This is a genomic window from Streptomyces sp. NBC_01235, from assembly GCF_035989285.1.
Lineage (GTDB): Bacteria > Actinomycetota > Actinomycetes > Streptomycetales > Streptomycetaceae > Streptomyces.
On record NZ_CP108513.1, the window covers coordinates 256,531 to 274,908 of the forward strand.

15 protein-coding genes and 2 pseudogenes are annotated in these 18,378 nt (G+C 71.9%); 11 read left to right on the forward strand and 6 right to left on the reverse strand.

Annotated features, from left to right (window positions below):
• Positions 1-104: 104 nt before the first annotated feature.
• A complete protein-coding gene (locus OG289_RS01060; RefSeq protein ID WP_327312098.1) occupies positions 105-1,061 on the reverse strand; it encodes a GlxA family transcriptional regulator in 957 nt (318 codons plus the stop codon).
• Positions 1,062-1,221: 160 nt separating this feature from the next.
• Here OG289_RS01060 and OG289_RS01065 point away from each other — a divergent pair, with 160 nt between their 5' ends.
• Positions 1,222-2,400, forward strand: a complete 1,179-nt coding sequence (locus tag OG289_RS01065) for a S1 family peptidase (RefSeq protein WP_327312099.1) — start codon at positions 1,222-1,224, stop codon at positions 2,398-2,400.
• Positions 2,401-2,671: 271 nt separating this feature from the next.
• Here the strand turns inward: OG289_RS01065 and OG289_RS01070 are convergent.
• A pseudogene (locus tag OG289_RS01070) lies at positions 2,672-3,352 on the reverse strand (beta-L-arabinofuranosidase domain-containing protein); the annotation flags it as partial.
• Between the two features lie 290 nt (positions 3,353-3,642).
• On the opposite strand from OG289_RS01070, the gene OG289_RS01075 reads away from it, so the two are divergent.
• The 8 genes from OG289_RS01075 (at position 3,643) to OG289_RS01110 (ending at position 12,166) form a co-directional block, all read left to right on the forward strand.
• Positions 3,643-4,554 (forward strand): SGNH/GDSL hydrolase family protein, encoded by a 912-nt coding sequence (locus tag OG289_RS01075; RefSeq protein ID WP_327312100.1) that lies wholly within the window; start codon positions 3,643-3,645, stop codon positions 4,552-4,554.
• Positions 4,555-5,134: 580 nt separating this feature from the next.
• Positions 5,135-5,824, forward strand: a complete 690-nt coding sequence (locus tag OG289_RS01080) for a DUF6882 domain-containing protein (protein ID WP_327312101.1) — start codon at positions 5,135-5,137, stop codon at positions 5,822-5,824.
• A gap of 185 nt (positions 5,825-6,009) precedes the next feature.
• Entirely contained in the window at positions 6,010-7,200 is a 1,191-nt protein-coding gene (locus OG289_RS01085; protein ID WP_327312102.1) for an MFS transporter, read from the forward strand.
• 868 nt (positions 7,201-8,068) lie between these two features.
• Complete coding sequence (locus OG289_RS01090) at positions 8,069-8,737, forward strand: peptidoglycan-binding domain-containing protein (RefSeq protein ID WP_327312103.1); 669 nt, start codon at positions 8,069-8,071, stop codon at positions 8,735-8,737.
• 49 nt (positions 8,738-8,786) lie between these two features.
• Positions 8,787-8,972 carry a hypothetical protein gene (locus OG289_RS01095; RefSeq protein WP_327312104.1) on the forward strand — a complete coding sequence of 62 codons (186 nt, stop codon included), beginning with the start codon at positions 8,787-8,789 and terminating at the stop codon, positions 8,970-8,972.
• Positions 8,973-9,085: 113 nt separating this feature from the next.
• Positions 9,086-10,015 (forward strand): hypothetical protein, encoded by a 930-nt coding sequence (locus OG289_RS01100; RefSeq protein WP_327312105.1) that lies wholly within the window; start codon positions 9,086-9,088, stop codon positions 10,013-10,015.
• 103 nt (positions 10,016-10,118) lie between these two features.
• On the forward strand, positions 10,119-11,597 hold the full coding sequence (locus OG289_RS01105) for a glutamate--cysteine ligase (RefSeq protein WP_327312106.1): 1,479 nt from the start codon (positions 10,119-10,121) through the stop codon (positions 11,595-11,597).
• A gap of 71 nt (positions 11,598-11,668) precedes the next feature.
• Positions 11,669-12,166 carry a peptidylprolyl isomerase gene (locus OG289_RS01110; RefSeq protein ID WP_327312107.1) on the forward strand — a complete coding sequence of 166 codons (498 nt, stop codon included), beginning with the start codon at positions 11,669-11,671 and terminating at the stop codon, positions 12,164-12,166.
• Between the two features lie 73 nt (positions 12,167-12,239).
• On the opposite strand, the gene OG289_RS01115 is transcribed toward OG289_RS01110, so the two are convergent.
• Complete coding sequence (locus tag OG289_RS01115) at positions 12,240-12,986, reverse strand: hypothetical protein (protein ID WP_327312108.1); 747 nt, start codon at positions 12,984-12,986, stop codon at positions 12,240-12,242.
• A gap of 126 nt (positions 12,987-13,112) precedes the next feature.
• Here OG289_RS01115 and OG289_RS01120 point away from each other — a divergent pair, with 126 nt between their 5' ends.
• Positions 13,113-13,766, forward strand: a complete 654-nt coding sequence (locus OG289_RS01120) for a maleylpyruvate isomerase N-terminal domain-containing protein (protein ID WP_327312109.1) — start codon at positions 13,113-13,115, stop codon at positions 13,764-13,766.
• A 75-nt stretch (positions 13,767-13,841) separates the two neighbouring features.
• The gene (locus OG289_RS01125; protein ID WP_327312110.1) at positions 13,842-14,393 is read left to right on the forward strand and encodes a YciI family protein; all 552 of its coding nucleotides are present in this window, start codon (positions 13,842-13,844) and stop codon (positions 14,391-14,393) included.
• 106 nt (positions 14,394-14,499) lie between these two features.
• Here OG289_RS01125 and ligA read toward each other — a convergent pair whose 3' ends face one another.
• The 3 genes and pseudogenes from ligA to OG289_RS01140 all read right to left on the reverse strand — a co-directional run bounded on the left by ligA (position 14,500) and on the right by OG289_RS01140 (position 18,288).
• Positions 14,500-16,602, reverse strand: a complete 2,103-nt coding sequence (gene ligA, locus OG289_RS01130; RefSeq protein WP_442819054.1) for an NAD-dependent DNA ligase LigA — start codon at positions 16,600-16,602, stop codon at positions 14,500-14,502.
• Positions 16,603-17,140: 538 nt separating this feature from the next.
• Positions 17,141-17,257, reverse strand: a pseudogene (locus OG289_RS01135) (LLM class F420-dependent oxidoreductase); the annotation flags it as partial.
• An 11-nt stretch (positions 17,258-17,268) separates the two neighbouring features.
• A complete protein-coding gene (locus tag OG289_RS01140) occupies positions 17,269-18,288 on the reverse strand; it encodes a LacI family DNA-binding transcriptional regulator (RefSeq protein WP_327312111.1) in 1,020 nt (339 codons plus the stop codon).
• Positions 18,289-18,378 lie beyond the last annotated feature (90 nt).

Consider the following 18,378-nt stretch of genomic DNA (forward strand, 5'->3'; position numbering starts at 1 on the left):
TGGTGTCCCTTCGGTTCGCCACCAGCCTCGCGTGCGGCGTCCGCGCGCGGCCGGGGCGTGAGCGCCAGGGTTCGCAAGGATCTCGCCAGGGACCGCGTTCCCCGCTACTCGCCCCGGGTGAAGGTGCGCCGGTACTCGCTCGGCGTGGTGCCGAGGATCTGCTGGAAATGCATCCGCAGATTCGCGCCCGTGCCGAGCCCGACGTCGTTCGCGATCTGCTCGACGCCGCGCTCGGAGCGCTCGAGCAGCTCACGGGCCATGTCGATGCGGGCGCGCATGACCCACTGCATCGGCGTGTACCCGGTGTCCTCGACGAAGCGTCGCGAGAAGGTGCGTTCCGAGACCGCCGCGTGCCGGGCCAGCGTCTCGAGGGTGAGGGGTTCGTCGAGCCGGTGCAGGGCCCACTCGCGGGTGGCCGCGAACTTCTCGCCCAGGGGCTCCGGCACGCTGCGCGGCACGTACTGGGCCTGGCCGCCGCTGCGGTAGGGGGCCGCGACCAGGCGGCGGGCCGCGTGGTTGGAGGCGGCCACCCCGAGGTCGCGGCGCAGGATGTGCAGGCACAGGTCGATGCCGGAGGCGGCGCCGGCCGAGGTCAGCACGCTGCCCTCGTCGACGAACAGGACGTTCTCGTCGACCTTGACGAGCGGATGCTTCGACGCCAGCGCCCGGGAGTAGTGCCAGTGCGTGGTGGCCCGCCTGCCGTCGAGCAGGCCCGTGGCGGCGAGCGCGAAGGCCCCCGTCGAGATGGCGGCCAGCCGGGCGCCCCGGGCATGGGCGCCGAGCAGCGCGCCGACGACGGCCTGCGGCGGGTCGTCGCGGTCGGGGAAACGGTAGCCGGGGATGAAGACGACGTCGGCCCAGCCGAGCGCCTCCAGGCCGTGGGCCACGTGGTACGACAGTCCGTCGCCGCCGGTCACCAGACCGGGCGCCGCGCCGCACACCCGTACCTCGTAGGGCATGCTCGCGCGGGTCGTGAACACCTGCGCGGGGATGCCGACATCGAGCGGCTTCGCCCCTTCGAGCACAAGGACGGCGACACGTTGGAGGCGGGAGGTCGACACCCGGAACAGGGTACGGGGGTGTGAACCGCCGCCGAACGCGGCCCGCATTGGCATAGACCTGACACCGCGGACGGGCTAGGCTCTGCCGCGCCGCACCTGAGAGCGCTCTCACCCATCCGCTGTTCCACCCCACTCCCTGGAACGACGAAGGGCAACTCCCATGAGACGCACAAGGCTCAAGCACGTCTGCCTGGCCGCATTACTGACGCTGGCCGGGCTCGGCGGCGCGGGCACACTTCCCGCCGCGGCGAGCGGCGGCGAGGCCACAGCGGCCCCCGCCTCCGCTTCGAGCACCGCCCCCGCCTCCGCCGCGCTGCTGCACGCCATGCGGCAGGAGTTCGGGCTGACCGAGGAGCAGGCCGCGGCCCGGCTGGACGCCGAGCGGGCCGCCACCGCGCTCGAACCGAAGGCGCGCCGCACGGCGGGAGCCGCGTACGCGGGGTCCTGGTTCGACGCCTCCGACGGCCGTCTGACGGTGGCCGTGACCTCGCAGGCCCCGCAGTCGACACGCGCGGCGCTGCGCGCCGACGGAGCCGCTGTCCGGGTCGTCGAGCACAGCGCGCGGGTGCTGGAATCGGCGAAGTCGCGCATCGACCGGCTCTCCGCCCCCTCGGGGGTGGGGAGTTGGCACGTCGACCCGGCGGCGAACACCGTCGTCGTCACGGTCGTCCGCGACCGGCACTCCGACAACGACGTCCAGCGGTTCCTGGCGCAGGCTCGCGCCACCGGCCCCGTCACCGTCGAGACCGTCGCCTCAACCCCGCGCACCCTTGTGGCGGGCACGGTGGGCGGCGACCCCTACTACACGGGCAACGTGCGCTGTTCCATCGGCTTCTCGGTGTACGGCGGGTTCGTCACCGCCGGCCACTGCGGCCAGGCCGGCGCGGGCGTCTCGGGGTGGGACGGCTCCTACATCGGTAACTTCCAGGGCTCCTCGTTCCCCGACAACGACTACGCGTGGGTGAACGTGGGCAGCGGCTGGTGGACCGTTCCGGTAGTGCTCGGCTGGGGCACGGTCTCCGACCAACTGGTGCGCGGCTCGGCCGAGGCCCCCGTGGGCGCCTCCGTCTGCCGGTCCGGGTCGACCACACACTGGCACTGCGGCACCGTGCTGGCGAAGAACGAGACCGTCAACTACAGCCAGGGCGCGGTGCACCAGATGACGAAGACGAACGTCTGCGCCGAAGGGGGCGACTCCGGCGGCTCGTTCATCAGCGGCGACCAGGCGCAGGGCGTCACCTCCGGCGGCTGGGGCAACTGCTCCTCCGGCGGCGAGACATGGTTCCAGCCGGTGAACGAGATCCTCAACCGCTACGGCCTCACCCTGCCCACGTACTGACCGCGAACGATCGCTCCGAGGGGTCCCGGGCGTCCGGCGTCCGGAACCCCCGCGAGTACTTGCGGCACATCGACGCGCGACTCTGGCTGACCCAGCAGGGCGGCCCGCACACGTGGGACGATCCGGCCCTCTTCACCGAGGAGACCACCTGGGCGATCGAAGCCCCCCTGGGTTCCCTGACCGGGCGGCCCTGCCCAGGGGCACCCGTCTCCCCGCGCGTGGGGGGTGGCCCTCTGTCAGGGACGGCCACCGTTCCCATGGACTGAGCGGGAGTCTGCATCCGCTCGTAGGACAGCGGCGCGGTGCGGGCGTCGACCCAGGCCGCCATCCCGAGCAGGACATCCAGGGCCTCCTGGTTGCCGCTGAGGCGGTACTGGTCGAGCAGGCCCGCCATGATCTTGTGCAGGGTGTAGTACGGCGCCCAGGGCTTGCCACCCGACTCCAGCTGGTCGAAGACCGGCTCGGGGAACGCAGAGAGGTAGCCGCGCGTGAACCCGGCCGCCGGGGCGGCCCGCTGGCACTCGGCAAGGGCGGAGACCAGGGCGCGCCCCTTGTCGGCGTACGCGGACCCGCCGGTGCCCGCGTGCGCCTGGGCCAGCGCACTGAGCAGGTGACCGGTGGTGTGGCCGCGTAACTGGACTCCGGGTGCCTCCCATCCCCCACAGGGCTCCGCCGACGACGGCAGGCCCACGGTCCGGCGGAAGGTGTGCAGCAGCCGGTCGGTGTCGACGAAGAGCAGATAGGCGCAGGTGCGGCGCATGTTGGCGAGGAAGGGGCCGTCCAGCAGACGGACCTCGGACAGGTCGAAGGCTGCGAGGGCGGGCTGTGTGCCGGGCGCGCCGACGGCCGGGGTGGCGAACGCCGCGGCCGCCACGGCCAGGGCAGGGGCGGCCGCGGCGGTGAACAGGACCCTGCGGCGGGACGGGCCGGCGGTGTCTCGGGATGCAGGCAATGCGCGGGCTCCCTTCGGCGGGACAGCACTGGATTGAATCGTTTTATGACGCAGCCGCAGACGCTGAGCTCGGCCATGGTAAGCGTCAAGGCCTTTCACAGGAGAGGAGGAACAGGGGCTATTGAAACGTTTAATTCGATAGCGAGGCGGCCGGCCCACATCGCCGCCGAACGCATTCGCTCCCGACTCTGGCCCCGGCGACCTACCCGGCGGTATACAAGCCCAGTTGAACGTAACGACGGCCTGACCGGACGGCGGCGGCGGCATGGGCTTCAAGGGGGAGGAACGCGATGCAGAGTGACGTACGCGCGGGGAGACTGGTCGGCCGCCGTCGAAAAGGCGTCACTTTCCTGGCCGCGCTGGGAGGTTGTGCCCTCGTCGCCGCTTCGGCCGTGCCCGCCGCGGCGCACGGCGCGGGCGGCCGAATCCGGTACGTGGCGCTCGGCGACTCCTACACCTCCGGCCCCTTCATCCCTCGGCAGGTCGACGCCAACTGCGCCCGCTCCGACCACAACTACCCGTCGATCGTGGCCGGTCAGCTACGGGCGAGCGTGTTCAAGGACGTCAGCTGCAGCGGGGCGACGACCGAGAACATGTGGAAACCCCAGGGGACCAACGGTCCCCAGCTCGACGCGGTGAGCCGGAACAGCGACCTCGTGACCGTCCAGATAGGCGGCAACGACGTCGGCTTCGGCTCCATCATCGGCACCTGCGTCCAACTGGCCCCGCAGGACCCGACCGGCAATCCGTGCCAACGCCACTACGGCGCCTCGGGCGTCGACCAGCTCACGGTCGAGATCGCCAAGACCGCACCCAAGGTCGCGCGGGTGCTGGAAGCCGTACACGACAGGGCCCCGCACGCCCGGGTCCTCGTCGTCGGCTACCCGGACCTCCTGCCCGACGACGGCAGCGGCTGTGCGCCTTCGGTGCCGTTCGCGACGCGGGACTTTCCCTACCTGCGGGACACCGGCAAGCGCATCAACCTGATGCTGCGTCTGGTGGCACGCTGGAACCACGCCGAGTACGTCGACACCTACGGTCCGACCATCGGCCACGACATGTGCAAGCCCCCGGCCGAACGGTGGATCGAGCCGTTGCAGCCCGCCTCACCGGCCGCTCCCGCGCACCCCAACGCCAAGGGCGAGGAAGCGATGGCAAGTGCGGTGCTGGAGCGCCTGACCCACGGGCAGCGCGGCCGCTGACTCCGGCCTACTGGGCGGTGGGGCCTTCGACGGGTGATCGTGCACCTGGAGCTGCCCCTTCGGACCTTTCCCGGTCGGCCTCCGCTTCTGTAGAGAAGGAAGACCGAGGAAAGGTCCGCCATGCGTGCGAAGGAACAGCCCGAGAAGGACGCTGTCAGGGAAAGAAGAGCCGCCACGAAATGATGCGGGTGGCGAACCGGCAGAACTTCATGCAGGCCCGCGTCCTCCTGTCGACGAACCACATGCCGAATCCCAAGAGCGGAATCAGGATCGTCCGGCACACCACCATGGACCCGGAGAACGCCAGGAAATACGAGACGCTGCTCGACAAGTGCGTCGAGAAGCTCTTCGCTCCACCAGCGGCTTCCCGGTGTACGCCTGCGCGGCACGCGGCATGCCCCGGACTCGATCGCCCGATCCGCCGGGGACTTGGCGACCGGCGAACCCGCGTCGGGCACGGGTGTTCCGCGACCGGTTCCCCGGGCCGACCGGCAAGTGCCACCGGTCGGGTCGGGACCTTGTCGAAGGGCCGGACACCCCTGCTCGACGTGTGATCGACGCAGCCCCATAAGGTCGGGGCATGGCAAGTGAATTCAGCGATGCGCTCCTTCTGGAGGCCGAACGGCATGCCTCCTGGGGCGCGGCCCAGCTCGACGCCCTGACCTCGTTCCTGCCCGACGGACCATGGAGCGCGGACCTCCCCTCCTGCATGTACCGCCAGGGGGACCTGGACCTGCGCGTGGCCGTACTGGGCACTTACGACGCGGACGAGCGGTCGTGGATGTGGGGCTGGGCGAACCCGGGCCTGCGAGGTACCGAAGTGGTGGCGCTGACCGGCGCGGTGGAGCGATACGGGCGGGCGCACGGCATCGGGGAACTGACCGAGGAGGTCGTCCGGCTGTCCGGCTTCGACGACCCCAGGCGGGCGGCGGAGATGCTCGCCTTCACGGGGATGGGCGTGACCGGGGCGCCCGGCTACATCGGTGTTCCGGCGGGACCGGCCACGCAGATCTACTTCCTGCCCGACGACAGCCGGATTCCCCGTGCGGGACTGGATCCGGTCACGCTGCCGCGGACGCTGCTCACCGGGGCGGGACTGATCGGGCGCTCGGCCCGGCACACCGTCCACGGGTACTTCGAGCACCACGGGGTGGCCCAGCGCGACGAAGGCGACCGCATCGTCGCCGAACTGGCCGGCGGCAACGCGGTCGAGGTCGCCTTCGACGCCGTCGGCCGGATCGCGGGGATAGAGGTCAAGCTCCTGCCCTGAGCGCAGGTGACGTGCTGCCGCAGGCGGAGGTCCAGGTCCTGACACTCCACGCGCGCAGGCTCTGCCGGCCGCCCACGGAGCGCTCGGTGGCGCCCGGATCGCCCGCCGACTGCGGAACTGGTGGGCGCCCCGCCGCGGAAACGTCGGGCCTCACCGTGGACGCGCGCAGGGTTACTGTCGCCGGCATGGACCGTGATCGCCGAGGTTGGCTCCCCTGTCTGCTCGGCGGAGCCGTGTTCGCCGTGTGCATGACCGGTACCACGTTGCCGACCCCCCTGTACGGCCTCTACCAGGAGAAGTTCGGCTTCTCCGAGCTGACGGTCACCGTGGTGTACGCGGTGTACGCCTTCGGAGTCATCGGCGTGCTGCTGCTGGCGGGCAACGCCTCGGACACCGTGGGCAGACGACCGGTACTGCTGTGGGGCCTGGGAGGCGCGGCGGCGAGCGCCGTCTGTTTCCTGAGCGCCACCGGGCTGGGGTGGCTGTACGCGGGACGGCTGCTGTCGGGTCTGTCGGCCGGGCTGTTCACCGGGGCCGCCACGGCGTACGTGATGGACCTGGCGCCGTACGGCGGCGCCTCCCGGGCCACGTTCGTGGCGACGGCCGCCAACATGGGCGGGCTGGGCTGCGGTCCGCTGCTCGCCGGAGTGCTCGCGCAGTACGCGGCTCGGCCGCTGTACCTGCCGTTCGCCGTGCACCTCGCCCTGGTGGCCTGTTCGGCCGCGGTCCTGGCGCGGCTTCCGGAGACCGTGCGGTACCGGACATCGCTGAGCGCCGTACGGCCGCAGCGGCCCGGTCTGCCCCCACAGGTGCGGGCGGTGTTCGGGCCGGCGGCGGTCGCCTCGTTCGTGGGGTTCGCGCTGTTCGGGGTGTTCACCTCGGTCAGCCCCGCGTTTCTCGCACAGTCGCTCGACGTGCGCAACCACGCCGTGAGCGGTCTGGTCGTCGCGCTCGCCTTCTTCGCCTCCACCGCCGGACAGTTGGCCGTGGGCCGGGTCGGGGTCGGACGATCCCTGCCGCTGGGCTGCGGCGCGCTCCTGGCCGGGCTGGCGCTGCTCGCGGGCGCGCTGCGGTGGGAGTTGCTGCCGCTGGTGGTGCTGAGCGCGCTCGTCGGCGGGGCCGGGCAGGGACTGGCGTTCCGCGGGGCGCTGTCCGCGGTGGCCGAGGCGTCTCCCGCGGACCGGCGTGCGGCGGTGATCTCGACTCTCTTCGTGGTGGCCTACACGGGCATCTCGGTGCCGGTGATCGGTGTGGGCGTGCTGGCTGGTCCCATCGGCCTGGAGGATGCGGGGCTGGTGTTCATCGCGTGTATGGCCGTCCTCGTCTCGACCGCGGCCGCCTACCTGCTCCGGCGCCCGGTGCCGGCGAGGACCTGAACACCTGTGGACGCGGCACCCACACGCTTGGCCGCGCCCGTACGGGTGGGGTCGGTCCGCCGGCGAAGCGACACGGGGCCGACCGGCGTTGTGCAGAGCCCATCCGTCATCACCGGAAAGGTCCTTCCATGCGACGTACCGCCCTCCTCGCCGTCTGTGCCCTGGTCAGCGCCGCGGCAATGGGATTCTTCACCACCAGTGCCTTTCGCAGCCGCTGAGTCACGGGGCTGAGCGACGTCCCGGCCGCCCCTCACGAACAGCCCCGCCCGGGGTGGCCCTGTGGCCGTCCCGGGTGGGGCGCTGCCGTCACCACCGGCCGCCCACGCCGGCGGCGCGCCGATCGGGACGGCGAAGCCCTTGGTGCGTGTCTCGGTCACGGCGCTCCACGGGCAGCTGACGGCCCATCCGGGCCGCCCTTGAACGTGACGTTCAGCGGCAGGTCGGAACGGCCCGCGTCGCCATGACCGTCCGCCACCGACCGGGTCACAGCGAGCGGCCGAGTCCCCGACTTCCGCTGCGACACCAGCAGTTCCGTGTTGTGGCTGCTCACGTGAGCCCTGCACGGGGCGGCTCCCCACGGCAGTGTCAGTGGCTCCGGCTACGGTGGCCGCGTCGACAGAGATTCCAACTTGGCAGGTTCAGGGCAAATGCAGCACCATCTGCGACAGGTGCGCCAAGGGTTCACGGCTGTCCCCGCCGCTGCCTTCCCGCCGGACACCCCGGGCGCTGCACGGCACAGTCACGCAAGCCCTCCGGGGCGGGCGTCGCGTGCCGACGGCGGCCGGCCGGGCCGTCGACCAATCTTCAGGAGGAACGGATGCGACCGAGGACGCCTCGCTGAGGTCTGGCCTTCGCAACTGCCTTGATCATGCTCGGGTTCGGGACGGCGGGAGCCGACGCGGCGGAACGCGACGCCACAGCCGCGGTCGCCGTGTGCGGTCACACCGACGAACAGCCGCTGCTGCTACTCGGATCCACCGGTCCGGCGACGCTGGGAGCCCAGTGCGAGCTCAATCTGGCGACCAAGGCCGGCGGCTACTCGCCGATCGCGGTGGACGGTGGTTTCGGTCCCGGCACCGAGGAACGGGTCCGGACGTTCCAGCGGTGTGCGGGACTGACCGCCGACGGCGAGATCGGCCCCCTGACCTGGGCCGCGCTGAACACCTGGTCCGCGCACCCGCGTTCCTGCACGCCGCAAGGGGCGCCGGGCATCCCGCAGGTGTCCGTGTGCGGGCACACGGACACCCGGCCCACTCTGCGCCGGGGCGCGAAGGGCACCGAGGTCAAGGAGGTGCAGTGCCGCCTCGACCTGGCGATGGAGCCGGGCCACTACCCGCCGCTCGTCATCGACGGCGACTTCGGCGGAGGAACCGAGAGCCGGGTCGTCGAGTTCCAGCTGTGTGCCGGCCTGAGTGCGGACGGAGCCGTCGGGCCGAACACCTGGGCCAGACTGACCGACTGGTCCAGCCGGAACACGTACTGCACCCCGCCCCGTCCGGCCGGTTACCCGATCGACGGTCTGGACACCGCCCAGTAGCCAGAAATCCTTCCTCGACGACTGCCTGGGCTCGACCACCGCCTTCGCCGTGTATCCACTGCAGCTCGCGGACTACCGTCAGTCGATCACCGAGCCGCCGCTACCGAACGGCTCCAGCACCTGGCTGATGTGGCAGTACACCGAGGCCGCGCTCTTCGACGGCATCGCGGCCCCGGCCACCGCGGACGTCTTCAACGGCACCCAGGCCGACCTCGACCGCCTGGCCAACCGGTGAGCCGTTGAACCGGTGAACCCGGCCCAGGGGCACACCGGAACACCGGTGCGGCGCCGCCGCGCGCGAAGCGGCCCGACGTGCGCGGCGGACCGGTGGGGTGGAAGCTGACGATCATGGAACGCAAGGGTGTGCGGCCCGGCGAAGGGCACAAGGTGGAGAGGCTCCTCGACGAGCTCTACGCCACGCCGCCGTCCGACTTCGTCTCCCGACGCGAGCGGCTGGCCGACGCCGCCAAGGCCGCCGGACGCGTCGAGGAGGCCCGCCGGATCCGTGCCGCCCGCCGCCCCACCCTCGCGGCCTGGGCGGCCAACCTGCTGCTGCGCTCACAGCCGCAGGAGTGCCGGCGGTTCCTGGAGCTGGGGCGGGCGCTGCGCGAGGCATACCGAAGCCTGGATGCCGACGGGGTCAGAGAGCTGTCCGAGCGGCGCCGCACTGTCGTCTCCGCGCTGTCCCGGCGAGCCGCCGAGCTGGCTCGGGACGCCGGGCACCGGCTGTCGGGCACCGCTCAGCAGGACGTCGAAGCCACCCTGCGCGCCGTGCTCGCCGATCAGGACGCGGCGGACCGATGGGCCGGCGGCCGCCTGGAGAGCGCCCTCACCCCGCCGGCGGACTTTCCGCCGCACGATGCCGCGACGTCCGCCCCACCGCACAAGCCAGCCCGGGCAGCGGTCGCGGCGCCGTCCTCGCGGTCGCGGGCGAAGGACGAACTCGCCGAGCGGCGCCACCTCCGCCAGGAGCAGCTCGTCCGGGCCCGCCGGGCTGCCGAGGCCGCTGATCGGCGGCTCCGTGAGCTGCACGCCGAGCAGACGGACGCCGACGCGGTACTGCAACGGGCACGTGAGCGGCACGACCGGGCCGCTCAGCAGGAGTCCGCCGCCGAGCAGCAGCTGCGCCAGGCCCGCCGGGAGCTCCGGCGAGCCGACCAGGAGCGCAGAGAAGCCGAGGAGCGGCTTCGGGTGGCCGCCGAGGCGGCGTCCCGGGCCGGACAGGCGGCCAGGGACGCCGCTCGGGAGGTGCACCGTCTGGCCGGAGCCGACAGGTAGGGGTTCCCGTGTTCCCGGAGAAACGTGCCGCCTGGTGAGGGGCGTCCGGTGGTGCGACGCTGGAGGCAGGAGGCGTCCGAGAAGGGACGAGCCGGGAGGGCCGATGGGACGTGATGTCCCGGCGCTGGTCTTCACCCGCGAGGACCGCCGCCGGTACCGGATCAAGATGCAGGAGTGCCTCGAGGTGTTCGCGCAGATGCTGCGCGAGTCGCGTTTCGAGTCCGAGCGCCCCCGGGTGGGCCTGGAGATCGAGCTGAACCTGGTCGACGACGAGGCCGAGCCGGCGATGCGCAACAGCGACGTCCTCGACGCGATCGCGGACCCCGCCTGGTCCACCGAGCTGGGCCGCTTCAACCTCGAGATCAACGTTCCGCCCCGTCTGCTGACGCAGGGCGGCCCCGACGCGTGGGAGTCCGAGATCCGCGCCGCGCTCAATCACGCCGATCACCGCGCCAGGTCGGTGGGCACCCGTCTGATCATGATCGGCATCCTCCCCACCCTGCGGCAGGAGGACGTCGGCGAGGCCGCGCTGTCGGAGAACGCCCGCTACCGGCTGCTCAACGACCAGGTGTTCGCGGCGCGGGGCGAGGATCTGCGCATCGAGATGGACGGCGTCGACCGGCTGCGGACCTACGCGGACACGATCACTCCGGAGGCCGCCTGCACCAGCACCCAGTTCCATCTCCAGGTCTCCCCCGACGAGTTCGCCGCCTACTGGAACGCGGCGCAGGCGATCGCCGGGGTCCAGGTGGCGCTGGCGGCCAACTCGCCCTTCCTGTTCGACAAGGAGCTGTGGCACGAGACCCGTATCCCGCTGTTCGAGCAGGCCACCGACACCCGCCCGCAGGAGATCAAGGTGCAGGGAGTACGGCCCCGGGTGTGGTTCGGAGAGCGCTGGATCACGAGTGTCTTCGACCTCTTCGAGGAGAACCTGCGCTACTTCCCCGCGCTGCTGCCGCTGTGCGACGAGCAGGACCCCCGCGAGACGCTGGCGCGGGGAGACGTCCCCGAACTGGCGGAGCTGACCCTGCACAACGGCACGATCTACCGCTGGAACCGCCCCGTGTACGCCGTCGCCCACGACCAGCCGCATGTGCGCGTGGAGAACCGGTGTCTGCCGGCCGGTCCGACCGTCGCCGACACCCTCGCCAACGGCGCCTTCTACTACGGCCTCACCCGCGCCCTGGTGGAGGAGGAACGGCCGGTGTGGTCACGGATGTCCTTCCAGGCCGCCGAGGACAACCTGCACACCGCCGCGCGCCACGGCATCGAGGCCCGGCTGTACTGGCCCGGGATGGGCGAGGCTCCGGTGCCCGAACTCGTCCTGCGGCGCCTGCTGCCGCTGGCGCACCGGGGGCTGGAGCTCTCCGGCATGGACGCGGCGTGGCGGGAGCCGTTGCTCGGCATCATCGAGCAGCGCTGCGTCACCGGCCGCAACGGAGCCGTCTGGCAGAAGGAGACGTTCCACCGCATCGTCGCCTCCGCCCACGCCGGCCGCCACGAGGCCCTGCGGCGGATGACGCAGCTCTACATCGACTACATGCACCTCAACGCCCCCGCCCACACCTGGCCGGTCGACTGACCGACCCCGTCCGCGGGCCGACACGGGACCCGCTGTGTGGCAGCACTCCCGGGAGCGTGCAGGATAGGGGTATGACGATCAAGGTCTACTTCGACATCACCATCAACGACGAGCCCGCCGGGCGCATCAACTTCAACCTGTACGACGACGTCGTCCCCAAGACGGCGGAGAACTTCCGCGCGCTGGCCACCGGCGAGAAGGGCTTCGGCTACGCCGGCTCGTCCTTCCACCGGGTCATCCCCGCCTTCATGCTCCAGGGCGGCGACTTCACCCGCGGCAACGGAACCGGAGGCAAGAGCATCTACGGGGAGAAGTTCGCCGACGAGAACTTCACCCTCAAGCACACCCGGCCGGGACTGCTGTCCATGGCCAACGCGGGCCCGAACACCAACGGCTCGCAGTTCTTCATCACCACGATCGTGACCGACTGGCTGGACGGCAAGCACGTGGTGTTCGGCGAGGTCGCCGACGACGACAGCATGGCCCTCGTCAAGAAGATCGAGGCGCTCGGCTCGCGCAACGGCGCGACGTCGGCGAAGATCACCATCGCGGCGTCCGGTCAGCTCTGACCGCACCCTGAAACGCCCGCCCGCCGGCCGGGGGACCGCCCCGGCCGGCAGCGCGGTGCCTTCGGGGTCGCGATCACTCCTGCCGCATGGACTCCGCCATCTCGTGGACCTGGTGCACCTGAGCCGCAGTCAGGCGTCGGAGGTCCCAGACCAGCCGGGCCACGTCGGCCGTCGCCGGGTTCTGCGGCGGGGTGGCCGCGGGGAGCCCGATGCCGGTGAGCGCGGCCAGGTCGTCGGCGGGAACACCCAGTACGGTCGCGAAGTCGGCCAGCAGGTCGGGGGTCAGCTCCTTGCGGCCGTGGCCGACCATCCCGTACGTGGCCGCGGACCAGTACCGGCCCGTCAGGTGCACAAACGTCCGGGCGGTACCCATCCGATCCAGGTTCCGGTTGCCGAGCATGCGCACGAGCACGCCGCCGAATCCCGGCCCGTACTGCTCGTACGCGCGTGGTGCCCGCACCGGCTGCGTGCGCCGCTCCTGCGGCAACGCCCCTACGAACTGACGCAGGCCGCGTCTTTGCTCCGGTGCCAGGCACATGGCACGCCGCACGAGGTGCGGGAGCGTCCCTCGTGCCTCCGCGTCCAAGGGTGCCGACTCGTCCGGTACCGCCACCCCCGCGAGCACGAACAGGTCGGCGGCGTGCAGACCGAACGCGGGGGCGAGCTGCCGCAGCGTCGACGGATTCGGCGGTACGCCGTCGAACACCGCCCGGAGCTCGGGGCCGGGGATCCCGGCGAGCCGGGACAAGGCATCGATGTCCAGCCGCCGATGATCCGACAACCGCGCCAACAGCACACCGAAACCCGGGTATCCCGTCATCGCGTCAGCTTAGAGCCACGCTCGGGCCGACCCGCATCACGCGTTCACATACGGTGGCCGCGCTCCCGATGCGCGGCGGCGGCGAAATCGGTCGCAGCGGGCGCCGGGCGCTGTTAGCTTGCGCTCGTGGACCTCTTCTCGCGCTCTTGGACGGCGTTGCGCACGGCGGTCGCCGAACTCCCGGACGAGTACTTCTCCCGGCCGTCCGGCTGCGCCGGCTGGCTCGTGCGGGACCTGGTGTGCCACCTGATCATCGACGCCCAGGACGTCCTGATCACCCTCGTCACCCCTGCCGCAACGGAACCGACCCGGGACGCGGTGACCTACTGGAACCTCGTCGAAGCGCCGACCGGCGACGACCCCCTCGACGCGCTGACCGTCCGCCTTGCCGCCGCGTACGAAGAGCCGTGGCTGCTCAGGTTCCACTTGGACGACGTCGGTTCCGCAGCCGGTCGCGCCGCCGAGCTCGCGGATCCGGCGGTCCGGGTCGGCACCCGTGGCGAGGTGCTCACCACCGGCGACTACCTCTGCGCGTACGTCCTGGAATGGACGCTGCACCATCTCGACCTGATCGCGCACCTCCCGGGCGCTGCGGAACCGCCCGCCGAGGGGCTCGCCCGGTCCCGCGAGCTGCTGGAGAAGATCGCCGGTGCCGCGTTCCCCCCGTCGTTCTCCGACAAGGACGCCCTGCTGATCGGCACCGGTCGGCGTGGACCGGCCGAGGCGGAGAAGGCCGAGTTGGGCTCGTGGGCCGCGAGGCTCCCGCTCGTCCTCGGCTGATCGGTGCCAAAGCGCGCGGTCGTCGTCGCCAAAGTCGGTTGAGATGCCGCCGCGTGTCCAGGAGGGTCTGTGGGTATGGAGTTCTTCTGCTACCACCGCGACCGGCCCGGCTCCGGCACCTTGCGCGACGAACTGCTGGAGGAGCACTGGTCCTACATGGACCGGTACACGGCGGAGATGATCGCTCGCGGCCCGACCTTCGCCGACGACGGCGAGACGCCCACCGGCAGCGTGCACATCGTCGACCTGCCGGATCCCGCCGCCGCCCGCGCGTTCGCCTTCGACGAGCCCAACTACCAGGCCGGCGCCTACCGGGACGTGCTGCTGCGCCGGTGGCGCAACCTGCTGGGTCGCACCATGTGGGACTTCCCCGGCGGACGGACCGGCGGCAACCGGTTCCTGGTGCTCGGCCTCGGCTCGGGGGAGGCCGCCGACCTCGTCGTGCCGCCCGACCGCGACGACCTGATCGCGTACGGGCCGCTGCTGTCCGACGACGGCACCACCTGGGTGGGTACGGCGGTGCTGCTCCGGGCCCCGGACGCGGACACGGCACGCGCCGTCCTGACGCCGGAGCGGTATGCCGGCATCGAGGTCCACGACTGGCAGTTCGGCGGCCGGCCGTCATGAACCAACGACGCGCCACGCCGGCCCCGGCGGCTCCATCGACTTCCCCGGCCGACCTCCCGCCGACGCCCGCTCACGACCCCGGCCGGGTCAGGGTCGGCCGGCTGTCTCATCCGGCGTCGAGGTAGTCGGCGACGAGGGCGGCGAACTCGTCGGGGGTGGCGAGACGGATGCCGAGGGTCTCCGCCTTGGTTCGTTTGGAGCCGGCGCCTTCTCCGGCGACGACCAGGGTGGTCTTCTTGGAGACGCTGGAGGAGGAGCGGCCGCCGGCCCGTTCGACGAGCTCGTTCATCTGGTTGCGGCTGAGCTTCTCCAGCGCTCCGGTCATCGCGCCGGTGACCACCACCGCCATGCCGGCCAGCGGCCCGTCCGCCGTCTCCGCGGCCTCCGAGGCCTCCGCGCCGTCGGCGGTGTCGTCGGCAGTGGCGGCGGGCGGGGTGGCGCCGGGCTCGGTCATGTTGACGCCCGCCGCGGCGAGTTTGTCGATGAGCGGGGCCAGTTCGGCGAGTTCGGCGACGATGGACGGGGCCTTCTCGACGCCGATGCCCTCGACCTGCTGGATCGTCTCGGCGTCGGCGGCGCGGAGGTGGTCCATGGTCGCGAAGTACCGGGCGATGCGGCGGGACATGGAGCGGCCGGTGCCGCGGACGCCGAGCGCGCACAGCACTCTCGACAGCGGCTGTGTCTTGGCCGTGGCGAGCGCGGCAAGGAGGTTGTCGGTGCTGGTCTCCCCCATCCGCTCCAGCCCCAGGAGCTGGTCCCGGGTGAGGGCGAACAGGTCGGCGAGGTCCGTGACCAGGCCCGCGTCGACCAGTTGGACGACCCGGGTGTGACCGAGGCCTTCGATGTCGAGCTGGTCGCGTCCGGCGGCGTAGGAGAGGGCGGCGACGAGGTGGCAGTTGCGGCCGTTGGTGCAGCGCCAGCGCTGCTCGCTGGTGTCGATGTCCGATCCGCACCTCGGGCACGCCTCGGGGAAGACGATGGGCTGTTCGTCGCCGGTGCGCAGGTGGGCGACCGGGGCCTCGACGCGGGGAATGACGTCGCCCGCCCGGTGGACCATGACCGGGTCGCCGAGGCGCAGGTCACGGCGGGTGATGTCGGCCGGGTTGTGGAGGGTGGCGTAGGTGATGGTGGAGCCGTCGATCTCCACCGGCTCCAGGACGGCCCGGGGGGCGATGATGCCGGTGCGGCCCACGTTCCACTCCACCGCCAGCAGCCGGGTGATCTTCTCCACGGCCTGCAGCTTGAAGGCGATCGCCCAGCGCGGGGCCCGCGAACCCGATCCGGCGGCCCGCTGGTCCGCGGCCAGGTCGGCCTTGATGACGATCCCGTCGATCCCGAACGGCAGCGAGGCACGCAGTGCGGCGATGTCGGCCACGCGGGCCAGGACCCCCTCCACCGTGTCGGCGGTTGTGCCGGGCACAGCGGTGGTGGCGGTGGTGTTCACCCCGTACGCGACGGCCCGGGTCATGAGGTCGCTGTGGGCGCACTCGCGCAGTGCCTCGGCCTGCGCCGGATCGGTGTCGGCGAGAGGCAGCAGGCCGTAGGCGAAGAACGTCATCGGCACCGTGTAGGCGCGCTCCCTCGCCCGCAGGGTGCCCGCCGCCGCGTTGCGCGGGTTCGCGAACGGCGACCCGCCGTGCGCGGTGCGGACCTCGTTGGCGTGCTCGAACTGGGCGGTCGTCATGAGGACTTCGCCGCGCACTTCCACGGTGACCGGCTCCGCCAGTTCGTCCGGCAGGCCCTCGATGGTGCCGATGGCGTGCGAGACGTCCTCCCCGGCCGTCCCGTCGCCCCGCGTGATCAGCCGGGTCAGACGGCCGTGGGTGTAGCGGGCCGCGATCGCCAGACCGTCCAGTTTCGGCTCCACACTGAACCGGGTGACGTCGTGACCGATGCGCCGGGCGAGCGACGCGGTCCACGCGGTGAACTCCTCCGGCGAGAACACGTTGTCGAGGCTCAGCATCGCCACCGTGTGCGGGACATCGCCCTGCACCGCTCCCCCGGCCACCTTCCCGGTCGGGGAACCTGCCAGCACCTGCTCCGGATGCTCGGCCTCCCACGCCGTGATGGCGCGCACCAGACGGTCGTAGGCGTCGTCGTCCAGCACCGACGTGCCGGCCGCGTAGTAGGCGGCCGACGCCTTCACCGCGTCCTCGACCGCCTGCGCATAGGCGACGGCATCCACAATCACTGCACCGCGTGTTGTCATGTGCCACATCCTGCCTGCCACCACTGACAACGCCCGGCGTGCGGCCGCCGGGCGAACGCGGCGCCCGCTGCGAAACCTGACGAAGTCGCCGGCCGCGGGGGTGCGTCCGACCAGGGTCGGGGCGCCACGCAGCTCGCCGAAGCCCTTCGGGCCGGCATGGGCGCCGGGCAGATCATGGGTGGCGGCGTACGGCATCGGGAGCACGCCGGCCCTGGGGTCCTGGGCGACCACCTTGTCGCCGATGGGCATGGACAGGCTGGCCGGCGGGTTGCCGACGTGGCTCTGCAGGTTGGTCGAGGACCGGCCGGGGCGTGCGGCCAGGGCGCGTACGGGTGATCCGGCGAGGGTGGGGCGGCGCTGGAGTTCCAGGGTGAAGAGCAGACCGGCCGGCTTGGACTGGGCGTACGCGCGCGTCGGGTCGTAGTCGCGGGTGCCGTGGGGGTCGTCGAACCACGGCTGACCCCCACGGCTGATCCGGCCGGACCCCGGGTGCTGTGGGGTACGCCGGACACGTCCCGGACCTCGGTCCCGACGGTCGGCCGGCCAGTTCCCCGAGCAGTGCCCAGGTGTGGCGGCGGTCGGTGTCGCCGGCGATGTCCGTGCCCGAGAACACCACCTCCGTCGCCCCGGCGTCCCGGTAGCGCCGCACCTCGGCATCGGCAGCGCTCAGCTGGACTCGCGCACCACCAGCCGGCACGGCACGGTGTGCACGCCGGGCCGTGGCTCGGTGTCGATGGCCCGGAGCAGCTCCAGGGCAGCGATCCGACCGATCTCGGCGAGGTTCGTGTCGATGGTGGTGAGGGGCGGGCGGCTGGCCAGGGCCATGGTGTCCCAGTTGTCGTAGCCCACGACGGCGATGTCCCCCGGGACCGACACTCCGCGCTCGCGCAGCGCGTCCGCCACACCCCGCGCGATCTGGTCGTTGCCACAGAAGAACGCGTCGGTGTCCGGGGCGGTGCGCAGTACGGCGTCGGCGGCGCGGCGGCCCCAGGCCTCGCTCCACTCGCCGAAGTGGATCCGTCCGGTCGACGGTTCGAGCGAGGCGCCGGCCAGTTGCTCGACCGCGTACTGGGCCCGTTCGCGGGCGGCGGCGTGATGTTCCGGGCCGGTGACGTGGGCGATCCGCGTGCGTCCGGCGGCCACCAGGTGCTCGATCGCCAGGCGCGCGCCGCCGCGGTCGTCGGTGACGACCGAGGTGTCGGCCGGGTCGGTGGACGGAGACAGCGCGTAGACGACGGGGACGGACTCGACGCCGGGCAGGGGCGGCCGGGGATCCGTACGGCGGCCGGTGACGATGATGCCGTCCACCCGGCGGTCCATGAGGTTGCGAAGATGGTGCTGCTCGCGGATGGCGTCGCCCCGGGTGTCGCACAGCAGGACGGAGATCTTCCCGGCGCCGAGCGCGTCCTCGGCGCCGAGAAGCACGGGTGTACTGAACCGGCCTATCCCGTCCGTCGTCATCAGGCCGACCGTCCAGCTGCGGCCGCTGTGCAGGCTCTGCGCGTGCTGATTGGGCCTGAATCCGAGCTCCGCGACCGCGTCCAGCACCCGTTGACGCGTCTCGGGACGCATCCGTCCGCCTCCGTTCAGCGCCTTCGAGGCCGTGCCGACGCTGACACCGGCGAGGGCGGCGACATCGGTCAACCGGGCTCGGCCGTCCGGAAGAGAGCCTGGAGCAGAGGTCACGGGCAAACCTTTTCCTCGATGCCTCGATGATACGGACGCCCGACATGGTGGCAGGCGGCGGAGCCGTGCGCCAGTCCGTGGGAAAGTCGA